Below are 13,905 nucleotides of genomic sequence, written 5' to 3' on the forward strand. Positions count from 1 at the left end.
CTGACCATGGGCCGCAAGGTGATCGCGCTGACGGGGAAGGACCGCGTCGACTTCCTGCAGGACATGGTGACGAACGACGTCACCCAACCGGGCGCGCTGGTCTATGCCGCGCTGCTGACGCCGCAGGGAAAGTACCTGGCGGATTTCTTCGTCTCGCACCGGGCCGACGCGATGCTGATCGACGTGGCCGATGATCTGGCCGAGGGGCTGATGCAGAGGTTGTCCATGTATCGCCTCCGCCGCGACGTGGGCCTGGAAATGACCGACTTGGTGGTGTCGCGCGGGACCGGCGCGGCCCCCGAGGGCGCCCTGGCGGACCCGCGGCATCCGGACCTGGGCTGGCGCATGATCGGCGACACGGACGCGAGCGACGCGACCGACTGGGACGCGCTGCGCGTCGCGCTGGTCGTGCCGCAATCGGGGATCGAGCTGCGGCCGAACGACAGCTACCCGCTGGAATTCGGGCTGGACCGGCTGAACGGCATCGACTTCCGCAAGGGCTGCTACGTGGGCCAGGAGGTTACGGCGCGGATGAAACACAAGACCCAGCTGAAGAAGGGCCTGGTGCAGGTGGCCGTGACCGGTGCGGCAAAGCCCGGAACCGAGATCACCGCGGCGGGCAAGCCCGCGGGCACATTGTTCACCCAGTCGGGTGAGCGGGCGCTGGCCTGGCTGCGGTTCGACCGGGCGGGCGCGGGCATGCAGGCGGGGGACGCGGTCGTCGCCTACGATGGCTGACCTGGCCACATCCGTGGCGACGGCCCTGGGGGTCGCGGTCAGCGACAGCGTGCGCCTCCAGGGGGGTGACCTGTCCAGCGTCGCCCGCGTGACCCTGGAAGACGGACGGCGTGTCATCGCGAAAAGCGGCGGAGACGCCGGCACGGAGGCCGAGATGCTGCACGCCATCGCCGCGACGGGGTGCCCGGCCCCGAAGGTGCTCTGGCACGGGGATGACCTGCTGATTCTCTCCGAACTGGAGGAAGCCCGTGGCAGCGATGCGGGTTGGGCCGAGGCGGGTCGCGCCATTGCCGCGATGCACACGGCGCAGGGTGACAAGTTTGGCTGGCACGCAGACACCGCCTTCGGCCATGTCCCCTGCCCCGCAGCGCCCACCGACGACTGGACCACCTTCTGGGCCGAGAGACGCCTGCTGGCCTGGCCCGGACACCTTCCGCGCGACACGGCTCGCCGGGTCGAGCGGCTGGCCGCGCGCCTGCCCGACCTGCTGCCGAAAGACCCCGCGCCCGGCCTGCTGCACGGGGACCTGTGGCAGGGCAACGTGCTTTTGTCGGGGGACAGCTTTTCCGGCCTGATCGATCCGGCCTGCTACCACGGACATGCCGAGGTGGACCTGGCCATGCTGACGGTCTTCGGCAATCCGCCCGCCAGCTTCTGGGACGCATACGGCCCGCTGGAGCCGGGCTGGGACGACCGCCGGCCGATCTACCAGCTCTGGCCGGCGCTGGTGCATCTGCGCCTGTTCGGCGCGGGCTATCGCGGGATGGTGGACGGGCTACTGGACCGCGCGGGCGTCTAGGCGCGCTCGGCGTATTCCATCGTCTCGGTGTTGACGACGACATCCTCGTCCTGTCCGACGAAGGGCGGCACCATGACCTTCACGCCGTTGTCGAGGATTGCGGGCTTGAAGCTGTTGGCCGCAGTCTGGCCCTTCACCACCGGCTCGGTCTCGACCACCTTGCAGGTGACCTTCTGCGGCAGGGTCGCGTTCAGCGCCTCGGACTCGTAGTACTCGATCTGGATGGTCATGCCGTCCTGAAGGAACGGCCTCCGCTCGCCCAGGATGTCGGCCGGAAGCTCGATCTGCTCGAAGGTCTCGTTGTCCATGAAGACCAGCATGCCGTCGGTCTCGTAAAGGAACTGCTGGTCCTTCTGCTCGAGCCGCACGCGGTCGACCTTGTCGGCACTGCGGAAGCGCTCGTTCAGCTTCGAGCCGTTGCGCAGGTTGCGCATCTCGACCTGGGCAAAAGCGCCGCCCTTTCCGGGCTTTACGTGATCCACCTTCACGGCGGCCCAGAGGCCGCCATTGTGCTCCAGGACGTTCCCGGGGCGGATCTCGTTTCCGTTGATTTTAGGCATTGGGCAAAACCGTGACAAAAGGTTGATCGACTATTCGGGGCACCTATATCTGTGGTTCGAAACGGCTGCAACATGGCCGATCTGGGGTGCTTGATCCTGCGGCTATGCTCGCAGCGCATGGCTGGTATTCCGAAACAAGGTGACAAAAGCGGTCCAAATGGTCCATAAGGGCCGTCACGCCGCAAGTGCAAACGGAAAGAGCAATAAGGATCGTCGTATGACCGACTTCGTTGACGGAACCGCATTCAACCACGAGCAGGGCAATCGCGCGCGCAAATTGTTTGCCGCCGTGGTCTTGGCTGCGCTGGACGATGCGATTGCCGATGACAAGAAATATGGCAACGGCCCCGAGCAGATTGCCCGCTGGGCGCGGTCGCGCGACGGTCGCGAAGTGCTGAGCTGCGCCGGTATCGACCCGAACGAACGCGTCGTGTCGGGGCTGATGGAATTCGTGTCGAAAGGCGTGCGCACCTCGGTCGCGCTGAGCCGCGAGGAAAGCGAGCGTCGCAACGCCGCCCAGGCCGAAGCCGCCTGAGCCGACGACACTTGCACGACCCCTTTTCAACGCCGCGGCTGAACCCCGCGGCGTTTTTTCGTGCGGCGCCCGGCAGTCGGGACGGATCAGAGCAGAAGCGGCCAGAGGATCGCGGGCGCCAGTTGCGCGGCGCCGATGGCGACGAAACCGGCCCGCGCGCGCCAATCGGAGTGGCGCACCAGCAGGATCGCCCCCAGCACCACGACAAGGGCAAGCTCCAGCATCCCGACAAGACGGCCGCCCTCCCCCTCCCAGTAGGAGATGGGCGAGATGAACTTCCAGTCGGTGAGCGGCCAGAAATGGGCGCGTGCGTCGTGGCTGTGCAGCGGAAAGTCGAAGGCCAGGTGCACCAGCGCGGCCCCGGTGAAGGCGATGGCCCAGCCGCGCCCCGACCACCATGCCATGGCAAAGGCCAGCGCCCACAGCACGAAGGAATTGTCGACGGCAAAGACCTGCTGCCACGCGGCCGAGTAATAGAGCTCGCCGAACACGCGGCCCGCCGGGATGCCCATGGCCAGCGCCACGCTCGCCATCAGGTAAAGCGACAGGTCGGGGGCGAAGGACCCCGCGATGGCGCCCCAGGTGCGGCCCCGGTCGCCCGCCCGGCTGAACAGCGCGGCGCCCATGATCAGGTGGGTCGGGGTATTCACGGCTCTTTTCCTTTCGCGGCCCGCCCGCTAGGGCGATGGCAGGGTTGAAGGGGCGGACATGACCAGGGCCATCATGATCCAGGGCGCGGGGTCGAACGTGGGCAAGTCGATGCTCGTCGCGGGTATCGCCCGGGCCATGCTGCGCCGGGGCCTGAGCGTGGCGCCCTTCAAGCCGCAGAACATGTCGAACAATGCCGCCGTGACCGAGGATGGCGGCGAGATCGGGCGCGCGCAAGCGCTCCAGGCCCGCGCGGCGGGCCTTGCACCGCGCGTGGACATGAACCCTGTCCTCCTGAAGCCCGAATCCGAGCAAGGCGCGCAGGTCATCGTGCAGGGCCACCGCGTGGGCACCATGCGCGCGCGCGAATACGGCAGCCGCAAGGCCGAACTGATGCCGCGCGTGCTGGAGAGCTTCCACCGCCTGGCCGCCACCGCCGACCTGGTCGTGGTCGAGGGGGCGGGCAGCCCGGCCGAGGTGAACCTGCGCGCGGGCGACATCGCCAACATGGGTTTCGCCGAGGCCGCGGGTGTGCCCGTGGTGCTGGTGGGCGATATCGACCGGGGCGGCGTCATCGCGCAATGCGTGGGCACGCACGCGGTGCTGCCGCCCGCCGACCGCGACCGTATCCGCGGCTTCGCCATCAACAAGTTCCGGGGTGACACGCGGCTGTTCAACGACGGCTACCAGATGATCGCCGCGCGCACCGGCTGGGCCGGCCTGGGCGTGGTCCCCTGGTTCGACGATGCGTGGCGCCTGCCGGCCGAGGATGTGCTGGACCTCGACCGTCCGGCCCGCAACGCGGGCGCGCTGGTTGTCGCCGTGCCGCGACTGGGCCGGATCGCCAATTTCGACGACCTGGACCCGCTGGCGGCCGAGCCGGGCGTCTCCCTGAGGATGATCGCGCCCGGCCAGCCGCTGCCCGGCGACGCGGACCTGGTGCTGCTGCCGGGATCCAAGTCGACCATCGCCGACCTGGCCGCCTTCCGCGCGGCGGGCTGGGACATCGACCTGGCCGCGCATCTGCGGCGCGGCGGCCACGTGATGGGGATCTGCGGCGGTTACCAGATGCTGGGCCGCCGGATCGAGGATCCCGACGGCATCGAGGGCCCGCCCGGTGGCGTCGACGGGCTGGGTCACCTGGACGTGGTCACGCGGATGCGCCCCGAGAAGCGCCTGTCGGTCTCGCACGCCACCCACGCCGACACCGGCCTGCCGGTCAGCGGCTACGAGATCCACCTGGGCCATACCGAGGGTCCGGACGGCGACCGGGCCTGGCTGCGGCTGGACGGTCGGCCCGAGGGCGCGGCCTCGCCCGACGGGCGGGTCTTGGGCTGCTACCTGCACGGGCTGTTCAACGGGGACGATTTCCGGCGCTGGTATCTACAGCGTCTGGGCGCTGCCCCGTCCGAGGTCGGCTTCGACGACGGGGTCGACGCCACGCTGGACGCCTTGGCGGATCATCTGGAACGGCACATGGACCTCGACCGCCTGCTGTCGCTGGCGGCGACGGTCGGCTAGGCCGGATTACTCGAAATTGCGGACGGTGATGGCGCGCATGATCTCGCGCCGGACCAGCTTGCGCACGTTGCGGGTGATCCGTTCGCCCAGGGCGCCCTGCAATTCCTCGCGCACGATCTCGGCCACGAGGTCGCGCAGCGCGGATTCGTCCAGGATGCCATCCTCGGCCATGTCGTCGTCCTCGAACCCGTTCGGCGCATCGGACGCGGGCTCGGCTTGCGGCCGGGCGCGGCCTTCCGCGCGCAAGGTGTCATCGGGCGCGTCGTCGATGTCGGCCTGATCCTCGGTCCCGGCGAACGGGTCCGCCGGGCCGGAGTCGCGGTAAGTCGCCTCGGCGCCGTGGGACCGGCTGCCCTGCATGGCGCGATGGCGGAAGGCCGGGGTCGGGTCGGACGTCTCGGGTGTCTCAAGGGACGACCCGGTTTCGGCGTGGTCATCGTTCGCCACACCCAGCTCGTCACCGGACAGCGCATCCGCGCCATCGGATTGCGACGCGGCCTGCTGCACCAGCGCCTCGATCGACGCGGAGTCTGCGGCGCCCGCACCGCTCCGGGTGCGGAAGCTGGGATAAGCGGTGGGGATATGCTGCTTCTGGTCTTCGCTGCCGTCAGGCTCGAAATCCGCACCGGAGGAGACGGCGCTTTCCAACTGCGCGATACGATCCTCGAGACTGGACGATCCGCCGGAGCGTCCGTCGCCCACGAGCCTGAGCGCGATGTCATCGAGGGACCGGGCCGCGGGACGCGCGCCGGCGGATGCGGGCGTCTCGTGCTCAGTCACCCGACGCGCGTCTTGCCGGGTCGGCCGATCGTGGGCGGTGTCATCCAGGGTGTCACGCAGCGCACCGGCCGGATCATCCTCCAGCCTCCGGGCCGCGGCATCGCCGGGCTCCGCTCCGGCATCGCGACCGACCCCGTTGGCGAAGGCGCGGTTGGCCGGGGCGGCATCGCCGGACCCGTGCGTACCCACCCTCTGATCCGAGGTCAGGACGAGTTTCGAGGCCGGCGCCCGGGTCGCGGGACGAGGCCTGCCACCACCGGACTGGGAATCGATCGAGACGAGCCTGCGGATCGAAGCCAGCACGTCTTCGATTTCGGGCGTTTTCGCTGGGTCGGACATTTACCTGCCTCTTTGTCGCTCGTGCCTTTTCAACGAGGTTAGCCGCTTGCAGGGCGCCGCACAACGTTCGCGTGCGCGACCCCTCTTCAGCCTGGCACGCGGGACTTAATTTTTTCCCAGCGATTTCAGCAGGAGATCCAGTTTCTCGCCCTGTGGGGACACTTTGCGCACCGGCGCGGTCTTGACGGCGTTGTAGTAGGCAGAGGGATCATAGGTGACCACGGGCAGGTTCAGGTGCTCGACCGTCAACAATCCCATGGACGACAGCAACTGGTACGAGGCGCGGATCTCGGCGATGCGGCTCGAGATCAGGTTCGCGCGGGCATCCTGGAGGTCCTGTTCGGCGTCGAGCACGTCCAGCGTGGTGCGCGTGCCGAAGCGGACTTCTTCCTGGACCGACCGGAACGCGAGGGTCGCGGCCCGCACCTCGAGCTGGCTGGCCTGGATCCGCGCCCGCGACACCGTGAGCTGCGCCCAGGCCTGCGCCACCCGCTGGAGCACGTCGTCGGTGGTGATGTGCAGGTCGGCGCGGGTCTCGTCGCGGTTGGCCACCGCCTGGCGATACAGCGACGACAGCTGGCCGCCGCGGTAGATCGGACCGGTCATGGTGACGCCGACCGAGGCCTGCTCTCCGAACTCGTCGGCGACCGAGACCCGCGCGTTGGCGGAAATCGACGGCTTCATCGCCGCTTCGGCCCGCAGGACGTTCAGATCGCCCACCGTCACCAGGCGCATCTGCTGGCGGATCAGCGGGTGCGACCGCCGCGCCACGCGCTGCGCGGCGTCCAGCGACCCGGCGGCCGGCGCGGGGGCCGAGACATCCTGCAGCTGGCCCGGCTGGCGGCCCACGAAACGCACGAAATCGGCGCGCGCCTGTTCCAGGTCACCCCGCGCCAGGGCGAGGTTCGACCGCGCCGAGGCCAGGGCCGCCTCGGCCACCGCCACGTCCGTGCGGGTCACTTCGCCCACTTCGAAACGGTCCTGCGCCGCGCGCAGCTGCTCGGAAATCAGCTGAACGTTGCTCTGGCGCAGGTTCACGAAGGCGATCGCCTCGCGCACGCCCAGATAGGCCAACACGCCGTTCAGCAGCACCTGTTGCTCGGCGTTGATCAGGCCCTGCCGCGTGGCCAGCACCAGCTCGCGCGCCACGTCGCCGCGCAGCCGGGTGGCGCCGCCATCCCACAACAGAAGGTTCGCGCTGATCCCGATGGAGGTCGAGGTCTCGGCGGTATTCTCGATCCGCTGGGGGCCGGTCGCGGTGTTCACTGTGCGATCGTTGGGAAACTGCCAGGTCCGCGTGATCGACGCGGTGTAGTCGATGATCGGGCGCAGGGCGGCCAGCGCCTGGGCCACGTCCTCGTCCGCGGCGCGCAGGGCGGCGGCGTTCTTGTCGATGAGCCCGGCATTGCGGTAGGCCGACACCAGCGCATCGGCCAGCGTCTCGGCCTGCACGGGCAGCGCGGTGCCCAGCGCCAACAGGGCGGCGGCGCTCAGGCGGCGCGCGGAGCGGAACAGGTTCGTGACGATCATAGCGCAAAGCTCCGTTTGGCGGCAAAACCCGGCAGAACGGGTGCGGTGGCGTTGAAAGCGTAACGCCAGTTCATCCGGCCGTCGATCTTGTGGCCGATACGGCAAGTGCCGTTGGCCCGTTCCATGAAGATGCAGCCGATGCGCCCGCCTTCGGCCAACTGGTCGATGATGGTATCGGGCACCTGCTCGACCCCGCCCTGCGCCAGGATCACGTCGAAGGGCGCGTATTCCGGGGCGCCCTCGGCCAGCGCGCCCTCGTTCACGGTGGCGTTGTCGATGCCGACCTCGACCAGCGCCGCCTGCGCCTCGGAGACGTGGGCCGGCTCGGATTCGACGGCGACCACGGCCTGCGACAGCCGCGCCAGGATCGCGGCCGAGTAACCCATGCCGGTGCCCAGGTCGAGCACCAGGTCCTGGGGCGTGATATCCAGCGCGTCCAGCAGCTTGGCCAGGATGCGCGGGTCCATGATGACCCGGCCTTGGCCCAGCGGAAGATGCTCGCCCGAATAGGCGGCCTCGCGCAGGGCCTGGGGCACGAACAACTCGCGCGGGACATTCAGCATGGCGTCGATGATGGGAAATTCGGTCACGTCCGACGGGCGAATCTGGGTGTCGACCATCATGCGCCTGCGCTGAGTGTAATCTGCCATCGTACTCGACCGTTACGTTCGTTCATCCGTCTTCAAGGCTTGCCACAGCCTCCCCGGCTGGGCAACGCCGGATAGGGGCGCGCTGGCCAGAATCACTCGGGGATCAGCAGTGATGCATCACCGTAGCTGAAGAAACGGTAATCGTTCGCGATCGCGTGATCGTAGACGCGACGGATCCGGTCCGCCCCAAGGAAGGCCGAAACCAGCATCATCAGGGTGGATTTCGGCAGGTGGAAATTCGTCACCAGCGCGTCGGCCATCCGGAAGTCGAAGCCGGGCGTGATGAAGATGTCGGTGTCCCCCGACCACGCCGCGATCTCGCCCCGGCCCGTGGCCGCCGTCTCGATGAGCCGCAGCGCGGTGGTGCCCACGGGAATGACCCGGTTGCCCCGGGCACGCGTCGCCATCATCGCGTCGGCCGCGCCTTGCGACACCTCGCCCCACTCCGCGTGCATCTTGTGCTCGCTCACGTCATCGACCTTGACCGGCAGGAAGGTCCCGGCCCCGACATGCAGGGTGACATAGGCGATCTCGATCCCGCGCGCGGCCAGCCGTTCCATCAGGAACGGATCGAAATGCAGCGAGGCGGTGGGCGCCGCGACGGCGCCGCTGCGGGCCGCCCAGATGGTCTGGTAATCTTCGTGATCCTGGGCATCGGCGGGCCGCTTGGCCGCGATATAGGGCGGCAGCGGCATGGCACCGGCCTGCGCCAGCGCCGCGTCGAAATCGTCGCCCGCGAGGTTGAACCGCAGGTGCGCGGTGCCGTCGGACCGCCCCTCGACGACGGCCGACAATTGGTCCGAGAAGACGACGACCTCGCCGTCCCGCACCTTCTTCAGGGGCTTCAGCAGGGCGGACCATGTGCCGTCGGCGCGCGGCTCGAGCAGGGTGGCCTCGATCCGGGCGGTGGTCTCGCCCTCGGCGCCGTGGCGGGTCCGCTGCCCCGACAAACGCGCCGGGATCACCTTGGTGTCGTTCAGCACCAGCAGGTCGCCGGGCGCCAGCCAGTCGGGCAGATCGCGCACCACGGCATCGTCGATGCGGTCGCCGCGCGCCACCAGCATCCGCGCGGACGACCGGGGCCGCGCCGGGCGCACCGCGATCCGGTCCTCGGGCAGGTCGAAATCGAACTCCGACAAGCGCATCGAATTCTCCTCGAACTCAGTTGGCGCGCGCGGCGGGACGCTCCGGCGGCGCGCGGCGGAAGATCTCGCGGAACATGCCCGGCGTGAAGATCGACAGCGGGTTCACCCCCACAGACGGGTCGCGCACGGGTCCGCGCAGGGTGAAGTTCACGCCGAACAGCCCCTCGCCGCGCCGGGTAAACACCTCGCCCACCCGGTTCAAGAGATAGACGGGCGACAGCACGCCCTGCATGTCCATGACCCGCGCCCTGGGGTCGTAGAGGCCGTCCATGGACAGGCCAAGCGCGTTGCCCGTGGCCGACGACCGGTAGAGCGTGATGCGCGAGGGCGACAGCCGGAACTCGGCGCTGACCTCCTCGAAGGGGATGCCCTGGCCGTTCAGCTGTTCGAGCAGGCCCACGACCGACACCGCCGACAGAAGCTCGGCCAGCGCGGGGGCGTTGCGCAGCTGCGGGCCACGCACCCTCAGCGTGCCGTCGTATTCGCCGCGTTGCCCGGTGGGCCGCAGGATCAGGTCCATCGTCCCGCCGCGCACGTCGCGGAACAGGCCCGCATCGCGCAGAACCGCGCCCGCGTCATTGGCCTGCACCCGGATCGCCGGGCCGCGCGCGGTGCCCGCAAGGGTGCCCGCCACCCGGACGCCACCGTTCAGCGCGCCCCGGAACCCGCCGGCCAGTGCCCGGCCGGGGTCGAGATCCATGGCGAAGCCGTTCAGGGCCAGGGTGTCGGTCACCACCAGCCGGTCGAGCCGCAGGCTGACCGGCCCGCGCGGAGCAGCACTGCCACCGCCGCCCGAGCCCAGGTTCGCGCGGCGGATGTCGATCTCGCCCCCCGTCACGCGGATCGCGGGGGGCTCTCCCTGCCCCTGCGCGGTCACCGTCACCGCGCCGTCCAGCCAACCGCCCAGCCGCACGCGCGACAGCTCCAGCGCCTCGAAGCGCGGACCGGGCGCCAGCCGCACCCTGCCCTGCGCCGACAGGCCGGGCGCGCTCAGCGACAGCTGCTCGACCCGCGGGGTGTCGCCAAGGTCCATCGTCAGGTCGAAATCCGCGGGCGTGCCGGCGGGCTTGGACCACGCCACCGCGCCGATGCTCAGGCCCGCGCCAACCAGGTCCGACGCCAGCCGCAGGCGTGGCGGGGCTCCGGGGGCGAGGTCTATGGCCAGGTCCGCGCGGGTCCGGCCCGACAGCAACCCGTCGGGCAGGCTGACGCCGAAGCGGCGCAGGCTCTCCGGGCCCAGCGTCACCTGCCCCGCGACTTCGCCCTGCCCCCGGTCCTCGCCCGCCAGCGACAGCTGCCAGGCTCCGTCGAAGGGCACGCCGTCCAGCGTCGCCTGCCCGCCGGCCCGCAGAACCATGTCCTCGAGCGTCAGCGCCAGGCTGTCGGCGGTCAGGGACCGGCCCGGCACGATCCGGTCGGAGGTAAGGTCGCTCAGCGTCGCGTCCACCGCGAAATCGATATCCTCGGGGCGGTTGCCCTTGCGCAGCAGCAGGTCGATCCGCGCGGTCCCACTGACTTGGCCTTGGGCCAGGTCGGCATCGCGACCGCTGCGGGACAGCAGGTTGAAGCGCGGGCCGTCCAGCACCGCCAGCAGCGCGGGCAGCGGGCCGTCCGCCCGCAGGGCGATCTCGGCCGGGCTGGGCTTGATCCGGCCGTCGGGGATGACGAAGGTCGAGCCCGCGATGTCCAGCGCGCCGCGTCCTTCGACCGGCAGGGTTCCGGCGGCCACGTCGATGACCAGCCGGTGATCCATGATCGACCCGAGGCCCGAGGCATCCTGCACCGGCGGCACGTCGCGCATCACCCGCACCCGCGCCTCGTCGAAAACGAAGGTCAGGTTCAGCTGTGGCTTCTCGTCCCCGGGTCCATAGCGCAGGGCCGCGTCGACATTGCGGGCGGTGGCGGCCTGGATGTTGTCCACCAGCCATTGCCGCGCCTTCGGCGAGATCGGGCGCGGCCACAGCCGCAGCAGCGCGTCGATCCCCAGGCTCTGCGCCTGTCCGTCGACGGAGACGCGCCAGCCGTCGGCACCCGGCGCCGCGCGCCCCGACAGCATCAGGTCGCGACCGGGCGCGCCACCCATGTCGGGCAGCGCGATCTGGCCGAACTCGGCCACAAATGGGTTGAGGCGCAGGCGCATGTCGATCTGCCCACGGCTGAGCGACAGGGGGGCGTCGAAAAGCTCGGGCGCGCCCAGGTCCAACGCGTCCACGGTCATCTGCGCCACCAGCGCGCGGGGGAAGCCGTCGGGCCCGATATCGGCAAGGTCGGCGTGGCCGGTCAGCGTGCCCGATCCCAGGGCGCCGTCGGCCGAGACCTGCGAAAACCGCAGACGGCCCGCCGCCGGATCGAAGGTGAAATAGGCCTGCGCCCGGTCGAAGGACAGCGGCTGCGCGCCCGCCCTCGGCGCGAGCCGGCCAGCGCCGATATCCAGCGTGCCGGCCAGGTCCTCCAAAGCGCCCTCGCCATCGACCGACAGGCGCAGCGCGCCGGACAGCGGCGCCTCGAGCACCCCGAGAAAACTGAGCGCCGGGCTTTGCAGCGCGATATCGCGGGCCTGGACGTTCGACAGCCGCAGCGAGGCCGTCGCGCCGCCCGCTTCCGGCAGGGCGGTCGCGCTGATCTCGACCCGGCCGAGGCTGTCCGTGCCGTTGAAGATGTCGGCCGACAGCGTGCCGCCCAGTCCCTCCGCGTCACGGGCCAGCCGCGCCCCGGCATCGGTCAACTGCCACACGCGCGCGGTGCGGGCATCCTCGACGCTGATCGTCGCGGCCTCGAGCTCGACCCGGTCCACCCGGTCCAGCGGCGCGCGATCCAGTGCGGCGTCCAGCGCGGCCAGGACACCGGCCAACCCGCCGCCCAGTTGCACGCCGCCACCTCCGAAGGCGATCTGGAACGCGCCCTGGCGGTCGCGGCGCAGGGTCACCGTCACGCCCGAGACGCGCAGCCCGCGGGGCGCCAGCCGCCCGCGCAGCGCGGCGCCCGGGTCGAAGGCCAGCCCGATACGCGCGATCTGCGCCAGCTGCTGGCCCGCATCCGTGGCCAGCTGCGCCTCGGTGATCCAGACCCGCGGCACCGCGCGCCGGTCCAGCCCGACCTCGATCCCGCCGATCTCCAGCCGGGTCTGCGGCAGCGCGCGGGCCACGCGCGTTTCGACCGCGCGCGCGACGCTGTCGGGCAGCGTGAGGCGCGCCTCGCTCAACGCCAGGGCGAAGACGAGGAAGACCGCCATGATGGACAGGGCCGCGACCCAGCCCCAGGCCACGGCGTGAGCGCGGCGGGCATGCGACCGCCAGCGCTTGGGCGGCCTGGGCGGCTTGGGGCCGCCGGGCGCTGTCGGATCGGCCGCGGGGTCGGTCATGTGGACTTTATTTCCCAACCCGCGCGGTCACGCCAGCCGGTTTCCCGGTGACGCCGATCACGAACCCGCGCTACCCGGCGACGGCGATGCCCAGGATCTTGCCGAGGCCGTTGTCGCTGACGGTCTGGAAATCGATGGTCACGGTGTCGCCGGCCACCAGCCCCACGGGCGCGGTCGCGCCGCCATCCTCGAGCGACCAGACGGACCTGTCGTCCAGGACGATCACCTGTGCCATCCGGTCGAAGGCCAGGACGGTGCCCGTCACCGTGTCGGCGAAAGCGGGGGCTGCGAACAGGGCGGCGGAGAGGGAGAGAAGACCGATACGGGTCATGGGGGAGTGCCTTGCAAAAAAAGGGCCACGCGAGATTGCGTGCGGCGTAAATGGCCCCGCCGTGACCCCACGCAAGATGCCCCTGAAAATAATGTCGTCGGCCGCCGGGCGTTGACCCGACGATGCGCCGGCGTCGCCCCATTCCGACCGCATTGCGGGGTCACCTGCTTGAGCATGTCCAGTGATCGCCTTGCCCCGCCGCTCATCGCCGTATTCGGCGTCGTCGCCCTTTACGTCGCCGCCAAGGCGCTGCGCGTCACCTATTTCTACCTCGGGGTAGAGCCTGTGGCCGATGTCCTGCGTGTCGTTTCCATCCTGATCGTGGCCACCTTCGCGCTGGTGATGATCCGACCGTCACGGGGCCTGCGGCTGGTCAGGGCGCTGACCGCGCAGGTCGGCCCGAATGCCGCGCGCGTCATACTGGCCGTGCTGCTGCTTCTGAGCGCGATGGTCAGCACCCTGTCGCAGAGCGTCTCGCCCTGGGTGATGATCGCCGTCTGCCTGCCGCTGCTGGTGCTGTTCGTTCTGCCCGGGCGCGCCATCGCCGGGATCGCTCCGTCCAACCCCACGCCGACCCTGCATGAGCTCGGAGAGCGCGGTCGCGCACGGCTTAGGGAGCGCCCCGTGACCCGGGCGGCTCTTTCCGTCCTGGCCCTGCATCCGTTCGCGCTGGGACTTCCCGTCATCTTCGGGCCAAGGGCGCTTGCCGCGCCGGACTGGGCCGCGATCGTTCCGCTGCCGGCCTTCGCCGCTTCGTCGCTGACCGCGATGGCTGTGGGAGCCGTCTTCATGGCGGGCGCAGAACCCGGTGCGCGGCTGCGCCTGCTGCCGAAGGTGGCGGGGCCGGCTGTCGTCATGTTCGGATTGTCGATCTATGCGGTGCACGGGGCGCTGTCGCACACTGTGCCGTGGGTGGCCGCGTAGATCGGTGGCAGCGTTCGGACCGATGTCTTCACGATCGTTGGCGT

13 protein-coding genes are annotated in these 13,905 nt (G+C 70.1%); 5 read left to right on the plus strand and 8 right to left on the minus strand.

The features are described 5' to 3' along the window. Positions 1–6: 6 nt before the first annotated feature. Entirely contained in the window at positions 7–738 is a 732-nt protein-coding gene (gene ygfZ / locus BUB76_RS02465) for a CAF17-like 4Fe-4S cluster assembly/insertion protein YgfZ (protein ID WP_073126283.1), read from the plus strand. Further along, positions 731–1,537, plus strand: coding sequence for a fructosamine kinase family protein (locus BUB76_RS02470; protein ID WP_073126285.1), 807 nt, complete (start codon positions 731–733; stop codon positions 1,535–1,537). The genes ygfZ and BUB76_RS02470 overlap by 8 nt, the downstream gene beginning before the upstream one ends. Here BUB76_RS02470 and efp read toward each other — a convergent pair. Continuing rightward, positions 1,534–2,097 (minus strand): elongation factor P, encoded by a 564-nt coding sequence (gene efp / locus BUB76_RS02475; RefSeq protein WP_073126287.1) that lies wholly within the window; start codon positions 2,095–2,097, stop codon positions 1,534–1,536. The two genes, BUB76_RS02470 and efp, sit on opposite strands and share 4 nt — an antisense overlap. Positions 2,098–2,314: 217 nt before the next feature. Between efp and BUB76_RS02480 the strand changes: the two genes are divergently transcribed. Next, positions 2,315–2,632 (plus strand): DUF6280 family protein, encoded by a 318-nt coding sequence (locus BUB76_RS02480; protein ID WP_073126289.1) that lies wholly within the window; start codon positions 2,315–2,317, stop codon positions 2,630–2,632. 86 nt (positions 2,633–2,718) lie between these two features. Here BUB76_RS02480 and BUB76_RS02485 read toward each other — a convergent pair whose 3' ends face one another. Then, on the minus strand, positions 2,719–3,282 hold the full coding sequence (locus BUB76_RS02485) for a hypothetical protein (RefSeq protein ID WP_073126291.1): 564 nt from the start codon (positions 3,280–3,282) through the stop codon (positions 2,719–2,721). A 58-nt stretch (positions 3,283–3,340) separates the two neighbouring features. Here BUB76_RS02485 and BUB76_RS02490 point away from each other — a divergent pair, with 58 nt between their 5' ends. Further along, positions 3,341–4,801 carry a cobyric acid synthase gene (locus BUB76_RS02490; protein ID WP_073126293.1) on the plus strand — a complete coding sequence of 487 codons (1,461 nt, stop codon included), beginning with the start codon at positions 3,341–3,343 and terminating at the stop codon, positions 4,799–4,801. 6 nt (positions 4,802–4,807) lie between these two features. On the opposite strand, the gene BUB76_RS02495 is transcribed toward BUB76_RS02490, so the two are convergent. From BUB76_RS02495 to BUB76_RS02520, 6 genes are all read right to left on the minus strand, one after another. Then, positions 4,808–5,920 carry a hypothetical protein gene (locus tag BUB76_RS02495; protein ID WP_073126295.1) on the minus strand — a complete coding sequence of 371 codons (1,113 nt, stop codon included), beginning with the start codon at positions 5,918–5,920 and terminating at the stop codon, positions 4,808–4,810. Between the two features lie 105 nt (positions 5,921–6,025). Beyond that, positions 6,026–7,450: a TolC family outer membrane protein gene (locus BUB76_RS02500; protein WP_073126297.1), complete on the minus strand. Its 1,425-nt coding sequence runs from the start codon at positions 7,448–7,450 to the stop codon at positions 6,026–6,028. Further along, a complete protein-coding gene (locus tag BUB76_RS02505; protein WP_073126299.1) occupies positions 7,447–8,100 on the minus strand; it encodes a protein-L-isoaspartate O-methyltransferase family protein in 654 nt (217 codons plus the stop codon). The genes BUB76_RS02500 and BUB76_RS02505 overlap by 4 nt, the downstream gene beginning before the upstream one ends. Before the next feature lie 92 nt (positions 8,101–8,192). Continuing rightward, positions 8,193–9,245: a tRNA preQ1(34) S-adenosylmethionine ribosyltransferase-isomerase QueA gene (gene queA, locus BUB76_RS02510; RefSeq protein ID WP_073126301.1), complete on the minus strand. Its 1,053-nt coding sequence runs from the start codon at positions 9,243–9,245 to the stop codon at positions 8,193–8,195. Between the two features lie 16 nt (positions 9,246–9,261). After that, a complete protein-coding gene (locus BUB76_RS02515; protein WP_073126303.1) occupies positions 9,262–12,606 on the minus strand; it encodes a YhdP family protein in 3,345 nt (1,114 codons plus the stop codon). 70 nt (positions 12,607–12,676) lie between these two features. Further along, complete coding sequence (locus tag BUB76_RS02520) at positions 12,677–12,937, minus strand: hypothetical protein (protein ID WP_073126305.1); 261 nt, start codon at positions 12,935–12,937, stop codon at positions 12,677–12,679. A gap of 174 nt (positions 12,938–13,111) precedes the next feature. On the opposite strand from BUB76_RS02520, the gene BUB76_RS02525 reads away from it, so the two are divergent. After that, on the plus strand, positions 13,112–13,861 hold the full coding sequence (locus tag BUB76_RS02525) for a hypothetical protein (RefSeq protein ID WP_073126308.1): 750 nt from the start codon (positions 13,112–13,114) through the stop codon (positions 13,859–13,861). The last annotated feature ends 44 nt before the right edge of the window (positions 13,862–13,905 follow it).

It is taken from the genome of Palleronia salina (assembly GCF_900141995.1).
GTDB classification, from domain to species: Bacteria; Pseudomonadota; Alphaproteobacteria; order Rhodobacterales; family Rhodobacteraceae; genus Palleronia; species Palleronia salina.

Bases quoted from the DNA above. Each gene is read 5' to 3' on its own strand.
- ygfZ (WP_073126283.1), top strand. From the start codon at position 7: ATGGGCCGCAAGGTGATCGCGCTGACGGGGAAGGACCGCGTCGACTTC.
- BUB76_RS02470 (WP_073126285.1), top strand. From the start codon at position 731: ATGGCTGACCTGGCCACATCCGTGGCGACGGCCCTGGGGGTCGCGGTC.
- efp (WP_073126287.1), bottom strand. From the start codon at position 2,097: ATGCCTAAAATCAACGGAAACGAGATCCGCCCCGGGAACGTCCTGGAG.
- BUB76_RS02480 (WP_073126289.1), top strand. From the start codon at position 2,315: ATGACCGACTTCGTTGACGGAACCGCATTCAACCACGAGCAGGGCAAT.
- BUB76_RS02490 (WP_073126293.1), top strand. From the start codon at position 3,341: ATGACCAGGGCCATCATGATCCAGGGCGCGGGGTCGAACGTGGGCAAG.
- BUB76_RS02495 (WP_073126295.1), bottom strand. From the start codon at position 5,920: ATGTCCGACCCAGCGAAAACGCCCGAAATCGAAGACGTGCTGGCTTCG.
- BUB76_RS02500 (WP_073126297.1), bottom strand. From the start codon at position 7,450: ATGATCGTCACGAACCTGTTCCGCTCCGCGCGCCGCCTGAGCGCCGCC.
- BUB76_RS02505 (WP_073126299.1), bottom strand. From the start codon at position 8,100: ATGGCAGATTACACTCAGCGCAGGCGCATGATGGTCGACACCCAGATT.
- queA (WP_073126301.1), bottom strand. From the start codon at position 9,245: ATGCGCTTGTCGGAGTTCGATTTCGACCTGCCCGAGGACCGGATCGCG.
- BUB76_RS02515 (WP_073126303.1), bottom strand. From the start codon at position 12,606: ATGACCGACCCCGCGGCCGATCCGACAGCGCCCGGCGGCCCCAAGCCG.
- BUB76_RS02520 (WP_073126305.1), bottom strand. From the start codon at position 12,937: ATGACCCGTATCGGTCTTCTCTCCCTCTCCGCCGCCCTGTTCGCAGCC.
- BUB76_RS02525 (WP_073126308.1), top strand. From the start codon at position 13,112: ATGTCCAGTGATCGCCTTGCCCCGCCGCTCATCGCCGTATTCGGCGTC.